Genomic DNA, 18,760 nt, shown 5'->3' with positions numbered 1-18,760 from the left:
CCAGGACAACGAAGGAGCACCACTCACTCGCCCCGGCCTGCGCGGTGCGCGGCCGGTTGGCCCGCACAACCATCGGTCGGCCGTCCTCACGGTGCGCCCGGGGCTTCTATGCTTGTAGCCCTGCCTTCGGATCATTCGCTCTCCCTCACACAGGAACGCTGATCATGCAAACCTTCGGTTACGCAGCGCAGTCCGCCGGGGTTCCCCTGGCGCCTTTCACCTTCCAGCGTCGCGCCCTGCGCGCCAACGATGTGGCGATGGAAATCCTCTATTGCGGAGTCTGCCACTCCGACCTGCACCAGGCGCGCAACGACTGGGGCGCCAGCCGCTACCCCATGGTCCCGGGCCACGAGATCGTCGGCCGGGTCACCGCCGTTGGCCCCGAGGTCAAGCAGTACAAGGTCGGCGACAGCGTCGCCGTCGGCTGCATGGTGGACTCCTGCCAGGTGTGCGACCAGTGCCGCAAGGGCGAAGAACAGATGTGCCGCGAGCACAATACCCAGACCTACAACGGCCTGGACCGCATCACCCACGAGGTGACCTACGGCGGCTATTCCAAGCACCTGGTGGTGCGCGAAGAATTCGTCCTGCGGGTGCCCGAGGGCCTGGACCTGGCCAAGGCCGCGCCGCTGCTGTGCGCCGGCATCACCACCTATTCGCCGCTGCGCACCTGGAATGTCGGGCCCGGCAGCCGGGTCGGGGTCATCGGCCTCGGTGGCCTGGGGCACATGGCGGTCAAGCTGGCGGTGGGCATGGGAGCCAAGATCACGGTCCTGAGCCGCAGCGCCGACAAGCGCGCCGACGCCCTGGCCCTGGGCGCCGATGCACTGCTGGTGTCCAGCGACCCGCAGGCCATGGCCCGCGCCCAGTCGAGCTTCGACCTGATCATCGACACCATTCCGGTGCGCCACGACGTCTCGCCCTACATGCCCCTGCTGGACATCGACTGCACCCTGGTGATCGTCGGCCAGGTCGGGCCGATCGACGAACAACTGACCCTGCCCATGCTCCTGGGCCGGCGCCGGCTGGCCGGTTCACCCATCGGCGGCATCGCCCAGACCCAGGAAATGCTCGACTTCTGCGCGCGCAAGAACATCCTCCCGGACTGCGAAATGATCGCCATGCAGGACATCAACCAGGCCTTCGAACGCATGGAACGGGCCGATGTGCGCTACCGCTTCGTGATCGACATGGCGTCCCTGGGCAGCGGCGCCTGAAACCCGGCCTGGCACCAGCAGTGAACGCTCGCAAGTGAATGAAGGGTCGATGACGGCACCCTTGCCTATTGCTTTGCACCGCCGTGTCGATAACCCGTCACACCGCTCCCTCTGGCGCGCCGCTGCCCGCATCCGGGCCGCGACGCACCAGAGGGGGTGACCGACCTTCATTCGATAGCGAGACGATTCAATGGTTATGTTCCTGATCCTGTCAGGGCTGGCACTTACGGTGGCGATGCAGTTCGCGATTTTCTGCGTGGCCCTGAAGAATTCTTTGGGCAATGCCATCCTCAGCCTGTTCATTCCCTTCTATGTATACGTCTACGCCAGGAAAGACCCGCAAGCCCGGCCCTTTCTCTGGGGCTGGTACCTGGGCATAGCGCTGCTGGTCGCGGGGGTTCTGGCCTCGGCCTAGGCACCGCGCCACAGGCTGCCCCCGCCCAGGCACAAAGCAAAAGCCCCGAACATTCGGGGCTTTTTTTTCATCAGGCCTGCCTGCAACTCATTTGTTGGCCGCCATCTGCCCCGCTTCGCCCTGGCTCACCAGGGCCTTGAGCGATGCGTCGAACTGCTTCAGGGCATCGACCTGCAACTCGGTCTGCTGGTTGATCTGCGCAGCGATCTCCGGCGCCGCCTTGCCCCGTACCCAGACCGACGGCAGTTCCTTGGCCTGGATCCCGGCTGCCTGGCCGATGTATTGCAGGTTGGCGTCATAGAACTTGGCGATGAAGCGCGCCTCGACCTTGCTGTTGCGCTTGGTCACCAGCTGGTTGTAGGTATCGAGCATCACCACCACATCGGGGTGGGCCTGGACCACCGCGTCAAGGCTGTCATAGACGGTCACCGAACCGAAATGCTTCTGCAGCGAAGCCATCAGCCAGTCGATTGCCCGTTTCGGGTCCGAGCTGTTGACGAAGGCTTGGCTGATGCGCGGATCGAGGCCAGCATTCTTCGCCCCGTTGAGCGCCACCGCATGGTAGTGCTCCAGGTATTGCAGGGTGCTGATGGTGTTTTCGCTGTACAGCACGCCTACCGACTGCGCGTGTTGCAGGTCGGCGCTGCTGTCGGCCATGGGCAGGAAGTGGCAGGAGGTGTCTTCAGTGGCGAGGGTGGCCGCAGAAGCCCCGGTTCCCGCGATCAAAAGCACCACAAGGGTCACTAGAGTCGAGATTCTCATCGGGTGTTTCCTTCTGCAGCAAGCACGGTGTAAGCGCTATCTTCCTCCTTTGCCGGAAAAACGGAACCTGCACTTTTTGATGATAACTATCGATTGCAGCAATGGTTGACAATGGGCACCGATGCACCTCGGAGGCGGTGGCCTGCGCCGCTCGCGCCCTTCGATAAAGCCGTCAATTTCTGGCATACAGCTCGCCCTGGCCCCGATAGAATCAAGCCCCCTTTTTCTGCAAGACGAGTCCGGACCATGGATGCTCACTCGATACTGACCTACACCCTGGTGGCAGCCATCGCCATCGCCAGCCCCGGCCCCGCTACCCTGGTGGCGCTGCACAACAGCGTGGCCTACGGCGCCAAGTCCACTATCTGGTCATCGTTGGGCAATGTCAGCGGGCTGTTCTGCATGTCTGCCGCGGCCATGCTCGGCCTCGGGGCACTGATCGCCAGTTCCGAATGGATCTTCAACGCGGTGAAGATCATCGGTGCCGGCTACCTGTTCTACCTGGGTGCCAAGCAGCTGTTCAGCAAGAGCCAACTGCTGAGCGAAGCCAGCGCAGACAGCACCAAGGTCGGCAAGCCGCCGCGCCTGAAGCTGTTCAAGTCGGCCTTCCTGACCGCCGCCACCAATCCCAAGGCGACGATTTTCTTCACCGCCCTGTTCCCCCAGTTCATCGACCAGCACGCCGCGCTGCTGCCGCAGTTCTTCATCCTGACCCTGATCTTCATGGCGCTGTCCCTGACCTCCCTCAGCGTCTACGCGGTGCTGGCCTCCCGGGCCAAGGGCGTGCTGACCCGGCCGGCCCTGTCCAAGTGGGTCAACCGGGTGGTGGGTTCCACCTTTATCTTCTTCGGCACCACCATCCTGGCCATGCGCCGGCAAACGGCCTGAGCCCTCAGGCGCGATGCAAATAGACCTGCTCAAGGAATCGCTGCTGGGCCACTGGGAAACCACTGCCGGCGTGCTGCAATGCGAATTGCAGTTCGGCAGCCGCCTGGTCTACGTCCAGCACCCCAGCAACGAACCGCCCCAGCGCCGGCTTGCGACCGCGCAGCAAGGGGTGCAGGCCGCCTGGGACGACATCCCCCAGGCCCTGGCCTTTGCCGAGCGCCTGTGCGTGCCCGGCATGCGCAAGGTCTGGCAGCTGTACGCACAAGGCCTGCTGTCGTGCCCGCCACTGGAGGTCTACTCGATTCATTTCGAGATCAACAGCCCTTACCCGTCCTACACCATTTCCCAGAACCCGGATTTCGACTGGGAGACCAGCCTGACGGTGGAGGACGAGCAGGGACAGGTGCACCGCCTGTCTCTGGCCGAGTACGAACCTGGGGAAGACTTCTGGCTGAGCGTGCGGCGCCTGGGCGCCGGCCAATTCCAGAGCGATACCTGATCAGCCCTTCTTTTTCTGCAAGGCCTTGAGCCGGATGCCGGCCCGCTGCACGGCGGCCATTTTTTCCGGGCGCTTCATGCGCTTCCATTTGCGGATGTCGTCCTTGCTGCGCCCGCAACTCAGGCACAGGTCGCCACTGAGCTGGCAAAGGGCGATGCAGGGGTTGTCGATTTCCTTGGCCATGGCTCAACCCCGGCCCGGGCGCAGGCGCTTCAGGCGTTGCGCCCAATCGCCACCATTGATCCGCCGGCATTGCTCTTCGCTGTCGAAGAACACACGGGTTTCCAGGGCGTCGAGGTGAACATCGGCCTCTTCCAGGGCCCGGGCCGTCAGTTCGAGCATCCGCGCGCCCTGCCCGGCCGCCAGGGCCTGCTCCTTGTGGGCCTGGGTGTCGAAGACCCAGACCACCACCAGGCTCGCCGCAAAGGCGGCGTAGTCCACTTCGTGGGTCAGCCAGGAAAAACCGACGATTTCGGCCTTGGCGGCTTCGCAGGCTTCGGTCAGGGTGGCGGCCAGCAGGCGCTCCGTGGCCGCCTGCTGGCGTTTGTTGAATGGCATGACAAGCCTTGAGTCGCAGCTAAAAGGCCGCACACCATACCTCAAGCCACTCGCCCACGGCGGCGCTTTGCGGCTAGGCTAGTGCGCTCCTGCCCGCTTCAAGGAAGAACGCACATGCAAAAGACCTCCTTCGCGCTGCTCGTGGCAGCGCTCCAGCTCGCCAGTGCCAGCGCCCTGGCGGCCACGCCGCCGGTGGCCGACGCCATCTGGTTCAACGGCCCGATCATCACCATCGATGACCAGCACCCCAAGGCCCAGGCAGTGGCGGTGAAGGACGGCAAGATCCTCGCCGTGGGTGACCGGCAACACGTACTCAAGAACAAGGGCCCGGCCACACAGATGCTCGACCTCAAGGGCGCGACCCTGCTACCGGGCTTCGTCGACCCCCACGGCCATGTGTCGATGGTGGGTTTCCAGGCTGCCAGCGCCAACCTGCTGCCGCCACCGGATGGAACCAACAACAGCATCCCCGGGCTCCAGGAAACCCTGCGCCGCTTTGAACAGCAGTCGCCGATCCCCAAGCAGTTCGGCGTGCTGTTCGGCTTTGGCTATGACGATTCCCAGTTACAGGAACAGCGCCACCCCACCAAGGCCGACCTGGACGCCGTGACCCGCGACCTGCCCATCGCCATCGTCCACCAGTCCTCGCACCTGGGGGTGCTCAACAGCAAGGCGCTGGAACTGGCGGGGATCGACGCGTCGACCCCCAACCCGGAAGGCGGGGTGATCCGCCGCGTCGACGGCAGCCAGGAGCCCAACGGAGTGCTGGAGGAAAACGCCTTCTTCAACGCCCTGATCAGGATCTTCCCCAAGCTCACCGCCGACCAGGCGGTGGACATGCTCAGCGCCGGGCAGAAGCTGTATGTCAGCTATGGCTACACCACGATCCAGGACGGCCGCTCCTCCCCGGACCAGGTCAAGACCGCGATCAAGGCCGCGGGCGATGGCAAGTTGCTGGCGGACATCGTCTCCTACCCGGATATCCTCACCCCCGGCGTCAAGCAACTGATGGTCGCCCCCTGGTATCACCCGAGCAACCAGCCGGTGGTGTACAACCAGCACTTTCGCATCGGTGGGGTCAAGCTGACCCTGGACGGCTCGCCCCAGGGCAAGACTGCCTGGCTGAGCCAGCCCTACTTCAAGCCGCCCCAGGGCCAGGACGCCAGCTATGCCGGCTACGGCGTGGTCAAAGACGCCGACGCCCTGGCCATCTATAAAGAGGCCCTGGCCAACCGCTGGCAGATCCTTTCCCACACCAACGGCGACCGCGCCATCGACCAGTTGCTCGGTTCCATGCGTGCCGCGGAACAGGCCTACCCCGGGGTCGATGTGCGGCCGGTAATGATCCACGGCCAGACCCTGCGCAAGGACCAGGTGGCCGAACTCAAGCAACTGAAGATCTTCCCTTCCCTATTCCCCATGCACACCTACTACTGGGGCGACTGGCATCGCCAGTCGGTGCTGGGGCCCGAACGCGCGGAAAACATCTCGCCGACCCAGTGGGTGCTCCAGGCCGGGATGAAATTCACCACCCACCACGATGCACCGGTGGCCCTGCCGGACTCCATGCGAGTGCTGGCAGCCACGGTCAACCGCACCACCCGCAGCGGCTACGTACTCGGCCCGGACCAGCGGGTGACGCCCTTGCAGGCGCTGAAGGCCATGACCCTGTGGTCGGCCTACCAGCATTTCGAAGAAGACCGCAAAGGCTCCATCACCCCGGGCAAGCTGGCGGATTTCGCGGTGCTCTCGGCCAACCCGCTGACCGTCAAACCCGAGACCCTGAGCGAGATCCAAGTGCTCAAGACCGTCAAGGAAGGCCGGGTGATCTATGAGCGTCCGGCAAAGGGGGCAAGCTTGCCGCCGCCGTTCGGGATGCATGGCGATCCGTCATTGCCGGTACCCCAGGGCATCAGAGCCGTGGCCCAGGGCGACGGCGACCTGGGCCCGGCCCTGGATGTGATCTACGACCGGCTGGCGCCTGTGCAGCCTTGAAACCCGCTATGGAAAACGCCGCGACGCCCATCCAGGCACCGCGGCGTTTTTTCTGCTCGCGCTAAGGCGACGGTGGCGAGAGAGCCTGCGTCCGCTAGAGCGCCATGAAGGCCTCGGGGCGGCTACGCCCCCTAGGGAGCAAGCTCCCTGGCCAGGGTTTGCCTTCACCCACACAGCCACATCAGATCTTGCTGCCCAGCGCAGTCGACAGCACCTGGTCATGCCCGTAGATATCCGGGGCATACAGCAGTTGCCCGTGGCTGTCGGCCTGCACCGTCCAGTAGCTGAGCAGGATCGGCACCGGCTTGGCCAGGCGGAACTCGTGGGTCAGGCCGGTGGCCAACAGCTCGTGGGTGCGCAACCGCTCCGCCGGGCTGAGCAGCCAGTCGCGCAGTTGCAGGGCCTGCTCGACCCGCACGCAGCCGGAGCTGAAGGCCCGCGGCCCCTTGCTGAACAGCGCCTGGCTCGGGGTGTCGTGCAGGTACACCGAGAACGGGTTGGGGAAGCGGATGGCGATGCGCCCCAAGGGGTTGCGCGGGCCGGCGCCCTGGCGCAGGAGGATGTTGCCGGGGCGGTCCCAGTCGATGTCCTCGGCCGCCAGGGGCTGGCCGTTGGCATCCAGCACCTGCAGGTTCTGGCGGTTGAGGAAACCCTGGTCGCGGCGGATTTCCGGCAGCTTGTCTTCCTTGAGGATGGTCGGCGGCACGGTCCAGGTGGGGTTCAGGGTCAGCCGGGTGACCTGGGATTTGAGCAAGGGCGTCTGGCGCTCCGCGCGGCCGACCTGGGTGCGGGTCTGCCAGACCACCGCGTCGTGCTGATAGAAGGTCAACTGGGCGGCGGCAACGTTCACCAGCACCAGGTTCGGCTCGTAATCCTGGGCCAGCCAGCGCAGGCGTTCGAGGTTGATGCGCAGCTGTTCGCGGCGCTCGGCCGGGCTGATGTTCATCTCTTTCAGGGTGCCCGCGCCGACCACACCGTCGGCCTGCAGCGAATGGCCAAGCTGGAAGTTCTTCACCGCGCTGACCAGCTCGCCGCTGTAGGCGTTGTCCGGGTTGACCACCGGGCTTTGCAGGTAGCCGCCGTGGTACAGGCGCAGGGCCAGGTCCGGCACCCGCTTGTCCTGCATGTCCGGGCGCAGCAACGGGCCGCCGGCCACGGCCTGCCACTGGGGCAAGGGTTGCTGGCGCTCATGGGCATAGGCCTGGCGCAGGTTGCGGTATTGCGCGAGGCTGGGGCGCGCCTGCTCGAAGGCCGTGGCGATGTGGGCGATGCCCGGCACGGCAATCGCCAGCAGCGCGCTCTGGCGATCGTCCGGCAGCGGCTGGGCCCGCCACATAGGCTCGAAACGGCTTTGCGCCAGGCGACCGTAATGCAGGTCCTGCAGGGCTTGCAGGTACTGATGGGTGATATCGATATCGCTGCACAGGCCATCTCCCGCCGGGCTCGCCTGCGGCAGGCGGTAGTGGTCCGGGTCCAGCCCGTCGTCCACCAGTTGCGCCAACTGCGCCTGCAAGCTGGCCAGGCGGCCCGCCACGGACCACACCTGCTGTTCGCCCTGTTGCTGGTAGAAGCCCTGCAACAGCTGCTGGGCCGGGGTATTGAGCCGCGGCGCCAGGGCCGGGCAAGCCACGGCCAGTTGCGTCAGCGCCGTTTGCATCGGGCTCGCCGACAGCTGTGGCAGCTCATCGGCCAGCGCGACCAATGGCGCAGCGAGCAGGCACAGGGTCAAGTAACATGCGGGTTTTTTGAACAACTGCTTTACTCCAATCCGTGGGCGCCCAGCGGGCGGCCAACCATTACGGCAGATGCGGAAAACAATCGGGCCTGGGCATTAAACATATAGACCAGACTGCCGGGGGAACGACAGGACGTCAGGAGCCAAAGTGACCATGGGGACGCTCTATACATGTTGAATTTCTCGTGCCGGTTCTGCCTGGTGGCCATTGCCCTGGGCGCCTTTTCCATTTCGTCCTTCGCCGCCAGCAAAGTCCAGCCCGTCGCCAGCCCCACGCTGTACGCCAGCCTCGCCCACGCCGCCCCGCAACTCAATCCCCAGGCCCTGAAAAGTGCCCTGAACGCCATGCAATGCGCGGTAGGCAGCGGCGCCCGACAAGCCCGCCACCTGGCGGTGATCGACTACTCGCAGCCCTCCACCGAACGGCGCCTGTGGATCTTCGACCTGCGGACCAAAAAACTGGTGCTGCGCGACCTGGTGGCCCACGGGCAGAAATCCGGGGAAAACTTCGCTACCCAGTTCTCCAATCGCCTGGGCAGCTACCAATCCAGCCTGGGCCTGTTCCGCACCCAGGAAAGTTACGAAGGCAGCCATGGCTACTCGCTGCGCATGGACGGCCTGGAACCGGGCTTCAACGACCGGGCCCGGGACCGCGACATCGTGATCCATGCCGCCGACTACGTGAACCCCTTGTGGAGCCAGCGCCAGGGCCGCATCGGCCGTAGCCAGGGCTGCCCCGCGGTGCGCCCGCAAGTGGCGCGCCAGGTGATAGACAAGCTCAAGGATGGCCAGTTCATGTTCTCCTGGTACCCGGACCAGCGCTGGTTGAAAACCTCGCCCTACCTCAACTGCCAGCCACGCCAGGTGGCGAGCATCCTCAGCGCCAACGGCGGCTGAGCAAGCCGGCCGGATGCTCGGCGCCTGCCCTCTTCGCAGTTGCGCCGCACGCCGGCGGCGAGATACCGTTACCGACCTGGAACGCCACCTCGCCCGAGCTCCACGCCATGCCTTCGCCACATGCCCTGCTTCTGCAACAGCCCGGACCACGCCCGGCGTTCTACCGGGTGGCCGAACACCTGTGGGGCGCTGGCTGCAATGTGGATTCCGATGGTGACAGCCGGACCACCGACGATGACCAGTGGACCGAGCTGACCCTGATACTGCGCAATTCCAGCCAGCAACGGCTGGACATCGAGCCACTGTCCCTGGCGCCCCTGGTCCTGCTGATCCGCGCTTCCCAGGCGGACCTGGGGCAAAAGGCCGCACAGTTTATCCAGTCGGTGGCAGGCGGCACACTCCAGGCACCCATCAAGGACCGATAAGGATCACGCCCTGCCCCCGCAGGCGCTGTCCTTCACGACAGGCAGTACTCCCATGACTCCACCCGAAATCGACTTTTTCCCCGACTTCATCGCCGACCCGCATCGGCTGTTCAACCACCTCAAGGACTCCGTGCTGTGGGACGAGCGCATGCGTGCGCGCAAGACCGCCAGTTTCGGCGCGCCCTACGACTACTCGCAGATCACCTACCCCGCCGTGCCGATGCCCGAAGCGCTGGAGCAGCTGTGCGGGCCCATCGAGCAACTGCTGGGCTTTCGTCCCAACAACTGCCTGCTCAACTGCTACCCCGACGGCCAATCCTCCATGGGCTTTCATTCCGACGCCAATGAACAGTTGGTGACAGGCACCGGGGTGGTGATCGTCTCCCTGGGCCATGCCCGGGCCATGGTCTTTCGCCACAAGGAAAGCGGCGCCACCTTCGACTACAGCCTAGCCAGCGGGTCGCTGCTGCACATGTCGGACGAACTGCAGAAACACTGGCTGCACGCGATCCCCAAGGCGCCGGACGCCGGCGAGCGCATCAGCCTGTCGTTTCGCCAGCTCAAGACCGGGTAGTGCTGGACTCGGTCAGGATCGGCCCTTGACTCAAGGGCCGGGCCATCGACAATGCCCGGCTGTATTCAGCGTTTGCCCCGAGGCCCCATGCAGTTGCTTCCCTGGTCCTACCCCTGTCCCGAAGGCTTCACCCTGCGCGGCCTGCGCTCCGCGCCTTCGGGCAAGCCGCTGCTGCACTTCCTGCACGGCAACGGTTTCTGTTCCATGGCCTATCAGCCGATGCTGGCGCTGCTGGCCGAGTCCTTCGACCTGTGGCTCAGTGACGTCCAGGGCCACGGCGATACCGACCACGGCGGCCCGTTCCTGGGCTGGAACCGTACCGCCGAACTGGCAGCCGAGGCCTTCGAAGCCGGGCTCGATGCCTATGGCGAGGTACCGCGCTATGCGCTGGGCCACAGTTTTGGCGGGGTGCTCACCTGCCTGATCGTCGCCGAACGCCCGCAACTGTTTCGCAAGGCGGTGATGCTGGACCCGGTGATCTTCACCCCCTCCATGATCGGCTCCCTGGGCGTGCTGTCGGCCCTGGGCCTGAACCGCCGCCACAGCCTCGCGCGCAAGGCCGCCGCCCGCCGCCGGCGCTGGCCGGACCGCGCCGCCGCCAAGGCCGCGCTGGCCAACCGGGGCATCTTCAAGGGCTGGAGCGACGCGGCCCTGGCCGCTTATGTCGAACACGGCCTGAAGGACGACGAACAAGGCGTGGCCCTCAAATGCGCCCCCGAGCGCGAAGTGGATATCTACAGCTCCTTTCCCCGCCGCCTGTGGCGCTCGCTGCGCCAGGTGAAGACCCCAAGCCTGGTGATCCATGGCCGCGACAGCTACCCCTACGTGGCTCGCTCGATCAAGCGCTGGGCGGCCATCAACCGGCACCTGAGCACTCAGGTGATCGATGGCCAGCACTGCTTCATGCAGGTCGACCCGGCCACCAGCGCCCGCTCCATCCAGGGCTTTCTCCAGACCGAAGGCCGGTGAAAGCCGCGGGCCAGGCGCCCGCGACAGATGTCACCGTGCTATCATTGGCGGGTTTTCCAGGCAGGCCGTGCAACCTGTCGATCCTGGAAAGCACTGGACAAAGGCGCCGATCAGATGCGCCTGCCGCCTGCCTTGTGTGCAAAAAGCCGACGGTGCCGTGGGGCCTGGCCCCACCGCGCACCGCACCGATGCAAACCGCGACTCGCCTCGCCGGTTGTACTTTTTGCCGCCACAAGGAACACAGTCATGCTCTTGAGAACGATGAACATTTCCCGCCGCGCAGGGTTCAGCTTCGCCCTGATCGCCCTGCTGGCCCTGGCCCTGGGAGGTTTCTCCCTGCTGGAAATGCAACGCATGAACCAGCAATCCCTTGAGGTCGACCAGAACTGGCAGCCATCCATCGTTGCCGCCAATGCCCTGGCCCTGACCAGCACCCAGATCCGAACCCTGACCCTGCGCATGCTGGTGGTGCGCGACAGCGGTGACGTGCAGGCCTTGCTGTCGCGCCTCAGCGAGCTGGAGCAGCAGCAGGATCGGCAACAGCAGGCCTATGAAAAACTGATCAACGTCGACGACGAACGCGCCGCCTACGAGCGTTTTGTCGAAGCCGAGGCGCTATACCTCAAGGACCAGCACCGGATCACCGACCTGATGCGCCAGGGCCACAAGGAAGCGGCGATCGACATCGTCGACGGCGGCCCGTTCCTGGCCAATGCCGATGCCATGCTCAAGGAATTGCTGACCATCATCGACGTCAACACCCGGGGCGGTATCGCCGCGGCGGCGCAAAGCAACCAGGTGTTCAAAGGTGCGGTGGGCATGGTCCTGCTGATCATGCTGGTCGTGGTGGCCCTGACCGTGGTCCTGGCCCTGTTCCTGACCCGCAGCATCGTGCGCCCCCTGGGCCAGGCCGTGGAGGTAGCGGAAACCATCGCCCGCGGTGATCTCGGCCAGAGCATCGCAGTCAGCGGCAAGGACGAACCGGCGCGCCTGCTGCACGCCCTGCAGACCATGCAGGCCAGCCTGCGCGGCACCCTGCAGCGGATCGCCGATTCGTCCAACCAGCTGGCCTCCGCCGCCGAGGAACTGCACGCGGTCACCGAGCATTCCAGCCAGACCCTGCACCAGCAAAGCAATGAAGTGGAGCAGGCGGCCACCGCGGTCAATGAAATGACCGTCGCCGTGGAGGAAGTGGCGCGCAATGCGGTGAGCACCTCCGAAGCCTCCCAGGAAACCGACCGCACGGCCCATCACGGCCGCGAGCAGGTACAGCACACCGTCGACTCCATCGGCCAACTGGCCGAAGACGTGACCCAGACCTGCCAGCGGGTGGAAAACCTGGCGGTGGACGTGCGCAATATCGGCCAGGTGCTGGAAGTGATCCGCTCGATTGCCGAACAGACCAACCTGCTGGCGCTCAATGCCGCCATCGAGGCCGCGCGGGCCGGGGACGCCGGACGCGGCTTCGCCGTGGTCGCCGACGAAGTGCGGGCCCTGGCCCATCGCACCCAGCAGTCGACCCAGGAAATCGAAAGCATGATCAACACCATCGAGGAAGGCACCGAAGGTGCGGTCAGTGCCATGCGCAACAGCAACGAGCGCGCCCACCTGACCCTGGAAGCCGCCCGCGCTTCGGGGCTGGCCCTGGACCAGATCACCCAGGCCATCACCACCATCAACGAGCGCAACCTGGTGATCGCCAGCGCCAGCGAGGAACAGGCCCAGGTCGCCCGCGAGGTGGACCGCAACCTGATCAATATCCGCGACCTGTCGACCCAGACCTCGGCCGGGGCCAACCAGAGCAATGCCGCCAGCCAGGAGCTGTCACGCCTGGCGGTGGACCTCAATGCCCTGGTGACCCAGTTCAAGCTTTGACGCTTGCCGCTTCAGAAGGCGTAGCGGCCGATCACCTGCCGGACCCTGGCTAGCGCCACGCCCAGATCGGCCATGGCCACCGAGCCCAACGCCAGGCGAATGGCGTGGGGCACCGGGCCGGCGCCGACAAAGGGCTCGGCGGTGGACACCGAGACCTTCTCCCGCAGCAGCGCCATGGCCACCTGATCGGCCCGGACTTCCTCGGGCAAGGGCAGCCAGAGGAAGTAGGAGTTCGGATGGCTGACATAGGCCAGCCCGGCCAGGGCTTCCCGGGCCAGGGCCTGGCGGGCCTGGGCATCCTCGCGCTTCTGGTGCTCCAGGCGCGCCACCGTGCCGTCCTCGATCCAGGCACAGGCCATGGCGGTCATCACCCCCGGGGTGTTCCAGGTGCTGGTGCGGATCGCACGCTCGATCAGCGCCACCCAGGCCGGCGGCGCCACCACATAACCGACCCGCAGGCCGGTGGCCACATTCTTCGAGAACCCCGAGATGTAGACCGTGATCTCTGGTGCCAGGGCAGCCAGCGGCGCGGGAGGATCCTGGGCCAGGAAGGCGTAGGCGGCGTCTTCGATGATCAGCAGCCCGTGGGCCCGGCCAATCGCCACCAGGCGCTGGCGCCAGGCCAGGTCCAGCACCCAGCCCATGGGGTTGTGCAGGGTCGGCATGGCGTATACCGCGCGCACCCGCCGCCGTTGGCACAGGCGCTCGAAGGCCTCCAGGTCCGGCCCCTGCTCGCTCAGGGGAATGGCCAGCAGTTCCAGCCCGTGGGCCTCGGCCACCACCTTGAACCCGGGGTAGGTCAAGGCATCCACCGCCACCACATCACCGGGCCTGAGCAACGCCATCAGGGTGGTCGACAGGCCGTGCTGGGCGCCGCTGACCAGCAGCACCTGCTCGCCCTCCACCACCAGCCCATGGCCTGCCAGGTAGCGCGCTACCGTGGCCCGCTCATGACTGCGCCCGGCGTGGGGCTGGTAGCGCAGCAAGGCTTCCAGGTCGCCGGTCGCCGCCAACTGGCGCAAGGCGCTACGCAGCAGTTCGGCCTGGCCGGGCAACGCCGGGTAGTTGAAGTTCAGGTCCAGGGTGCCCGGTGCCGTGGCGGGCTGGTCCACGCCCTGCCCTGGCGGCAAGGCGGTTTCCCGGACATAGGTCCCACGCCCGGTTTCACCGCTGACCAGGCCCATGGCTTCCAGCTCGGCATAGACCCGCGATGCAGTGACCAGGGCCAGCCCTTCCCGCGCCGCCAGCTCGCGATGGGTGGGCAGGCGGGTGCCGGGGGCAAGGATGCCGGTACGGATATCGGCGGCAAAGGTGTCCACCAGTTGTTTGTAGCGGGCACGGGCCATAGGCGCTGTATCCATGACAATTTTTTGATTGTGCTGATTTTCAATCCTAGGATGGGCTCGACACAAGCCCCCGCCGCTGCGGCCTCCCACTTCTTGAGCACTCCCCGAATGGAACGGACATCGACCCTGCAATCCCCAACCCTGGAAAAAAACGCCAGTGGCTGGCTCAACGGCTTTATCGGCGTGCTGATCTTCAGCGGCTCACTGCCGGCCACCCGGGTCGCGGTGCTGGAGTTCGACCCGCTATTCCTCACCGTGGCCCGGGCCACCATCGCCGGGCTCCTGGCGTTGTGCATCCTGCTGCTGTTCAAGCAGCGCCGTCCGAGCCGCGTCCAACTCCTGCCCCTGACCATCGTTGCCCTGGGCGTGGTGCTGGGCTTTCCGCTGCTCACGGCCCTGGCCCTGCAGTACGTGACCTCGGCCCATTCCATTGTGTTCCTCGGCCTGTTGCCCCTGGCCACCGCGGTGTTCGGCGTGCTGCGCGGCGGCGAGCGGCCGCGCCCTGTGTTCTGGCTGTTCTCGGTGCTCGGCAGCCTGTTGGTGGTGGGCTATGCCCTGTCCCAGGGCCTCACGGCTTCACCCGAGGGTGACCTGCTCATGCTCCTGGCCGTACTGGTATGCGGCCTGGGTTATGCCGAAGGCGCCAAGCTGTCGCGCACCCTGGGCGGCTGGCAGGTGATCTCCTGGGCCCTGGTGCTGTCGCTGCCACTGATGGCCGCACTGACCCTGTTCAGCATGCCCGCCTCCTTTAGCGGCATCAGCCTGCCGGCCTGGGTCAGCCTGGGCTACGTATCGCTGTTCAGCATGCTGATCGGTTTTGTCTTCTGGTACCGCGGGCTGGCCCAGGGCGGGATCGCCGCCGTCGGCCAGTTGCAGTTGCTGCAACCCTTTTTCGGCCTGGCCCTGGCCGCCGGCCTGCTCCACGAGCACGTCAGCCTGGGCATGCTCGGGGTCACCGTGGCGGTGATCCTCTGCGTGGTCGGGGCACGAAAGTGTTCCAAATAAGTACAAGGCAGTGGCGGCGCTTGCCGGGCTGCCACTGATTGCGCGGGGATATGAAGCAAGAGCCGCAAAGGGCTCGGGGGTCAGGTCGGAGAGATAGTCGCGAGCGCACCGAGCGCGATGGTCAAGGCTAAAAATCCAAACAAGAAAAACGCCATCTTAGTCATCAGGCCTCCTGAACAGTAGGTATGCGGTGCAGCGGGCCCGGTCTCCAGCCGTAAAGCCGGCCGGGCGCGCCATTTTCAAACCATGGCTGTTCTGATAACAGACGCAGATGCGCAAGAAAAATACGGATCAGATACGCCGCACCGGCCTCCGCTACCTGCTTGCTCGCCCTCGCACCACTTGCCCACGATGCCATGCTGGAAGCAGAAAACCGGAGCACGCCGACGGGCTCCGGTGGCGGGGTTGGCCGATCAGGCCAGTTCTTTACGCAACTGACGGGCCGCGGTGACCATGTGCACCAGGGCTGCTTCGGTTTCCGGCCAGCCGCGGGTCTTCAGGCCGCAGTCCGGGTTGACCCACAGGCGCTCGGCAGGAATGCGCTGGGCGGCCTTGCGCAGCAGGTTGGCCATTTCCGAGGCATCCGGCACCCGTGGCGAGTGGATGTCATAGACGCCCGGACCGATCTCGTTCGGGTAGGCGAAGGCTTTGAAGGCGTCCAGCAGTTCCATGTCCGAACGCGAGGTCTCGATGGTGATGACATCCGCATCCATGGCGGCGATGGACTCGATCACATCGTTGAATTCGCTGTAGCACATGTGGGTGTGGATCTGGGTTTCATCACGCACGCCAGAGGCGCACAGGCGGAACACTTCGGTGGCCCAGTCCAGGTAGTGCTGCCACTGCGCCCGGCGCAGCGGCAAGCCTTCACGGAACGCGGCTTCGTCGATCTGCACGATCCTGATGCCGGCGGCTTCCAGGTCCAGCACTTCGTCGCGGATCGCCAGGGCCAATTGCCGGGCCTGCACTTCGCGGCTCACATCTTCGCGCGGGAAAGACCACATCAGCATGGTCACCGGGCCGGTGAGCATGCCCTTCATCACCTTGTCGGTCAGGCCCTGGGCGTAGCGGATCCACTCCACGGTCATGGCTTTGGGGCGGCTCAGGTCACCGAAGATCACCGCCGGCTTGACGCACCGGGAACCGTAACTCTGCACCCAGCCGAAACGAGTGAACACATAGCCGTCCAACTGCTCGGCGAAATACTCGACCATGTCGTTGCGCTCGGCCTCGCCGTGCACCAGCACGTCCAGGCCCAGGCGTTCCTGCACCAGCACCGCGTGGCGGATTTCGCTGTGCATGGCTTCGGTGTATTCGGCCACGCTCAGCTTGCCCTGCTTGAACGACTGGCGTGCCAGGCGGATCGAGGCGGTCTGCGGAAACGAACCGATGGTGGTGGTGGGGAACAGCGGCAGGTCGAGGCCGGCGCGCTGCTTGGCGATACGCCGGATGAAGGCCGAGCGCCGCTGGCTGTCCTTGGGGGTGATGGCCGCCACCCGAGCCTGTACCGCCGGTTTGTGGATGCGCGGCGAGGCCGCGCGGCTGGCCTGTACGGCGCGGCTCTGCTCCAGGGCCTTGAGCACCGCCTGGGCCTGCGGCTGGTTCACCGCCTGGGCCAGTACCGCCACTTCCTGGCATTTCTGCACGGCGAAGGCCAGCCAGCTCTTGAGCTCGGCGTCCAGCTGGTCTTCACGGCCCAGGTCCACTGGGCTGTGCAACAGCGAGCAGGAAGGCGCCACCCACAGGCGCTCACCCAGGCGCTCATGGGCGTGCTGCAGGGTAGCCAGGGCTTTTTCCAGGTCGCAGCGCCAGACGTTACGGCCATTGACCAGGCCCAGTGACAGCACCTTGTAGGCCGGCAGGCGATCGAGGATGGTCGGGTACTGCTCGGGAGCACGCACCAGGTCGATGTGCAGGCCGTCGACCGGCAGGTTCGCGGCCAGGCCGAGATTCTCTTCCAGGCCACCGAAATAGGTCGCCAGGAGTTTTTTCAGCGGCTCGCGCTGGATCTGGTTGTAGGCACGTTCGAACGCGTTTTTCCAATCCTGGGGCAGGTCCAGCACCAGGATCGGCTCGTCGATCTGCACCCACTCCACACCCTGGGCCGCCAGGCGCTGGAAGATCTGGCCGTACAGCGGCAGCAGGCGGTCCAACAGCTCCAGCTTGTCGAACTCTGCGCCCTTGGCCTTGCCCAGCCACAGGTAGGTCAGCGGGCCGATCAGCACCGGCTTGACGGCGTGCCCCAGGGCCCGGGCCTCCTCGACCTCTTCGAAGAGCTGCTCCCAGCCCAGCTGGAATTGCTGGTCGGCGCCGAATTCAGGCACCAGGTAGTGGTAGTTGGTGTCGAACCACTTGGTCATTTCCTGGGCGTGGGCACCGCCGCAGCAGCCGTCGCTGACGCCACGCGCCATGCCGAACAGGGTCTGCAGCGTGGCTGGGCCATGCTGCGGACGGAAACGCCGGGGAATCACGCCGAACATCAGGGAATGGGTCAGAACCTGGTCGTACCAGGCGAAATCGCCTACGGGCAGCAGGTCGATACCGGCGTTTTTCTGCAGCTCCCAGTGAGTCTTGCGCAGATCACGGCCCACGGCGCGCAGGCCGGCTTCGTCGAGTTCGCCCTTCCAGAACGCCTCTTGCGCTTTCTTCAGTTCACGGTCGCGGCCAATGCGCGGAAATCCTAGAGAATGGGCCAAAGCCATGACATGCAACTCCCCTGTGTTTGATGGGAGCCATTGTCGGCACTCGGCACTTGGTGAGACAAACTCATTTTAATCGCGATGATCACAAGTTCCATTCATGATCAAACAGGCAGATCAGACACAGCCGCAGGAGGCCGCGCGCCCTTCAGGCTCCTGCCCGGGGCGGCCCGGGCCAGCTACAGGCCTGCGACCCGGTGCAGATCTGCGCCCCCCTCAGCGGCGAGCCAACTTATACCTCAGGCAATCCTCGTTAAAGCTTTTGCGTAGTGCCTCGGGCTTGATCCGCGAGGGACTGTCGTAGGTCTGCTCGGTAATGCCCAGGGCCATCATGCGCATCCAGCCCTTGCTGAACTTGTAGGTCTGGATCTTCTGCCGCGCCGCATACAGCGACACCCCGGACAACTTCAATTCCTGGGCCCTGGCGGCAGTGCCCGCCCCCCAACTGCAGATATATCGGTCATTGGCCGCCAGCTCCCGGGCCTGGGCCGCAGAAGCCCCGCCCAACAGGGCAAACGAAGTCAGCGTAATCAACACATGGCGCATTTTGCGGTCACCTAACCACCTGAAAATAAAGTGATTTTGGCGACACTTCAGACTGCCCGGGGCCAGTACTTTGCCTTCTCGATCAAGGCAATGTGCCTGCCAATGCTGGCCACTCGCGCGGCACAGGCGCACCCGCCGCTGACGCCAGTCGATCAACTGCAACACGCTGAAGCCGGGTTTTTCCGCACCCCGTGGACCGGCTCGATAACCGACGCTGGCGACTGCACAGCCAACGCTGCACGCCCCGGTCCGCCTCCGACGCCCGCCCGCGACTCCAGAACCGCATCGCCAAGGCTGCATCGCGCACGGAGGCCGAAACGCCAGTATTCCTATGAGGAATGCACGGATAAAAAAC

18 protein-coding genes and 1 pseudogene are annotated in these 18,760 nt (G+C 65.3%); 12 read left to right on the top strand and 7 right to left on the bottom strand.

Going from position 1 to position 18,760, the window contains the following annotated elements:
- Positions 1–164: 164 nt before the first annotated feature.
- Together AC1RGE_RS02140 and AC1RGE_RS02135 are read left to right on the top strand one after the other, a co-directional pair.
- Positions 165–1,217 carry an NAD(P)-dependent alcohol dehydrogenase gene (locus AC1RGE_RS02140; RefSeq protein ID WP_492583180.1) on the top strand — a complete coding sequence of 351 codons (1,053 nt, stop codon included), beginning with the start codon at positions 165–167 and terminating at the stop codon, positions 1,215–1,217.
- A 196-nt stretch (positions 1,218–1,413) separates the two neighbouring features.
- Entirely contained in the window at positions 1,414–1,632 is a 219-nt protein-coding gene (locus AC1RGE_RS02135) for a hypothetical protein (RefSeq protein WP_019094443.1), read from the top strand.
- A gap of 87 nt (positions 1,633–1,719) precedes the next feature.
- On the opposite strand, the gene AC1RGE_RS02130 is transcribed toward AC1RGE_RS02135, so the two are convergent.
- Positions 1,720–2,394, bottom strand: coding sequence for an ATPase (locus tag AC1RGE_RS02130; RefSeq protein ID WP_072442366.1), 675 nt, complete (start codon positions 2,392–2,394; stop codon positions 1,720–1,722).
- 246 nt (positions 2,395–2,640) lie between these two features.
- On the opposite strand from AC1RGE_RS02130, the gene AC1RGE_RS02125 reads away from it, so the two are divergent.
- Both AC1RGE_RS02125 and AC1RGE_RS02120 read left to right on the top strand, forming a co-directional pair.
- Positions 2,641–3,282, top strand: a complete 642-nt coding sequence (locus AC1RGE_RS02125; protein ID WP_011060715.1) for a LysE family translocator — start codon at positions 2,641–2,643, stop codon at positions 3,280–3,282.
- 13 nt (positions 3,283–3,295) lie between these two features.
- Positions 3,296–3,781 (top strand): hypothetical protein, encoded by a 486-nt coding sequence (locus tag AC1RGE_RS02120; RefSeq protein ID WP_011060714.1) that lies wholly within the window; start codon positions 3,296–3,298, stop codon positions 3,779–3,781.
- On the opposite strand, the gene AC1RGE_RS02115 is transcribed toward AC1RGE_RS02120, so the two are convergent.
- Both AC1RGE_RS02115 and AC1RGE_RS02110 read right to left on the bottom strand, forming a co-directional pair.
- Positions 3,782–3,964, bottom strand: coding sequence for a DUF1289 domain-containing protein (locus tag AC1RGE_RS02115; protein ID WP_011060713.1), 183 nt, complete (start codon positions 3,962–3,964; stop codon positions 3,782–3,784).
- 3 nt (positions 3,965–3,967) lie between these two features.
- Positions 3,968–4,339 (bottom strand): hypothetical protein, encoded by a 372-nt coding sequence (locus AC1RGE_RS02110; protein ID WP_015635176.1) that lies wholly within the window; start codon positions 4,337–4,339, stop codon positions 3,968–3,970.
- 114 nt (positions 4,340–4,453) lie between these two features.
- Here AC1RGE_RS02110 and AC1RGE_RS02105 point away from each other — a divergent pair, with 114 nt between their 5' ends.
- A complete protein-coding gene (locus tag AC1RGE_RS02105) occupies positions 4,454–6,334 on the top strand; it encodes an amidohydrolase (protein WP_492583178.1) in 1,881 nt (626 codons plus the stop codon).
- 181 nt (positions 6,335–6,515) lie between these two features.
- Here AC1RGE_RS02105 and AC1RGE_RS02100 read toward each other — a convergent pair whose 3' ends face one another.
- Positions 6,516–8,087 (bottom strand): L,D-transpeptidase family protein, encoded by a 1,572-nt coding sequence (locus tag AC1RGE_RS02100; RefSeq protein WP_492583176.1) that lies wholly within the window; start codon positions 8,085–8,087, stop codon positions 6,516–6,518.
- A gap of 153 nt (positions 8,088–8,240) precedes the next feature.
- Between AC1RGE_RS02100 and AC1RGE_RS02095 the strand changes: the two genes are divergently transcribed.
- The 6 genes and pseudogenes from AC1RGE_RS02095 (at position 8,241) to AC1RGE_RS02070 (ending at position 12,809) form a co-directional block, all read left to right on the top strand.
- Complete coding sequence (locus AC1RGE_RS02095) at positions 8,241–8,966, top strand: murein L,D-transpeptidase catalytic domain family protein (protein WP_011060709.1); 726 nt, start codon at positions 8,241–8,243, stop codon at positions 8,964–8,966.
- Positions 8,967–9,073: 107 nt separating this feature from the next.
- Positions 9,074–9,391 (top strand): hypothetical protein, encoded by a 318-nt coding sequence (locus AC1RGE_RS02090; protein WP_015635172.1) that lies wholly within the window; start codon positions 9,074–9,076, stop codon positions 9,389–9,391.
- Positions 9,392–9,443: 52 nt separating this feature from the next.
- Complete coding sequence (locus tag AC1RGE_RS02085; RefSeq protein WP_015635171.1) at positions 9,444–9,965, top strand: alpha-ketoglutarate-dependent dioxygenase AlkB family protein; 522 nt, start codon at positions 9,444–9,446, stop codon at positions 9,963–9,965.
- Between the two features lie 87 nt (positions 9,966–10,052).
- Positions 10,053–10,934 (top strand): alpha/beta fold hydrolase, encoded by an 882-nt coding sequence (locus AC1RGE_RS02080; RefSeq protein ID WP_041774176.1) that lies wholly within the window; start codon positions 10,053–10,055, stop codon positions 10,932–10,934.
- A gap of 27 nt (positions 10,935–10,961) precedes the next feature.
- Positions 10,962–11,951 (top strand): annotated as a pseudogene (locus AC1RGE_RS02075) (MCP four helix bundle domain-containing protein); the annotation flags it as partial.
- A complete protein-coding gene (locus AC1RGE_RS02070; protein WP_370059491.1) occupies positions 11,946–12,809 on the top strand; it encodes a methyl-accepting chemotaxis protein in 864 nt (287 codons plus the stop codon). The pseudogene AC1RGE_RS02075 and the gene AC1RGE_RS02070, both read left to right, overlap by 6 nt.
- A gap of 11 nt (positions 12,810–12,820) precedes the next feature.
- Here AC1RGE_RS02070 and AC1RGE_RS02065 read toward each other — a convergent pair whose 3' ends face one another.
- Entirely contained in the window at positions 12,821–14,155 is a 1,335-nt protein-coding gene (locus AC1RGE_RS02065; protein WP_011060704.1) for an aminotransferase-like domain-containing protein, read from the bottom strand.
- A gap of 108 nt (positions 14,156–14,263) precedes the next feature.
- On the opposite strand from AC1RGE_RS02065, the gene AC1RGE_RS02060 reads away from it, so the two are divergent.
- Positions 14,264–15,160: a DMT family transporter gene (locus AC1RGE_RS02060; RefSeq protein ID WP_011060703.1), complete on the top strand. Its 897-nt coding sequence runs from the start codon at positions 14,264–14,266 to the stop codon at positions 15,158–15,160.
- A gap of 413 nt (positions 15,161–15,573) precedes the next feature.
- Here the strand turns inward: AC1RGE_RS02060 and metE are convergent, their stop codons facing one another.
- Together metE and AC1RGE_RS02050 are read right to left on the bottom strand one after the other, a co-directional pair.
- The gene (gene metE, locus AC1RGE_RS02055) at positions 15,574–17,862 is read right to left on the bottom strand and encodes a 5-methyltetrahydropteroyltriglutamate--homocysteine S-methyltransferase (protein ID WP_492583174.1); all 2,289 of its coding nucleotides are present in this window, start codon (positions 17,860–17,862) and stop codon (positions 15,574–15,576) included.
- Positions 17,863–18,075: 213 nt separating this feature from the next.
- A complete protein-coding gene (locus AC1RGE_RS02050; RefSeq protein ID WP_019094991.1) occupies positions 18,076–18,405 on the bottom strand; it encodes a hypothetical protein in 330 nt (109 codons plus the stop codon).
- Positions 18,406–18,760 lie beyond the last annotated feature (355 nt).

It is taken from the genome of Pseudomonas sp. GW823-FHT02C05 (genome assembly GCF_058797595.1).
The sequence above is the reverse complement of the archived record's forward strand: the minus strand, read 5'-3'. Positions and strand labels throughout refer to the sequence as shown.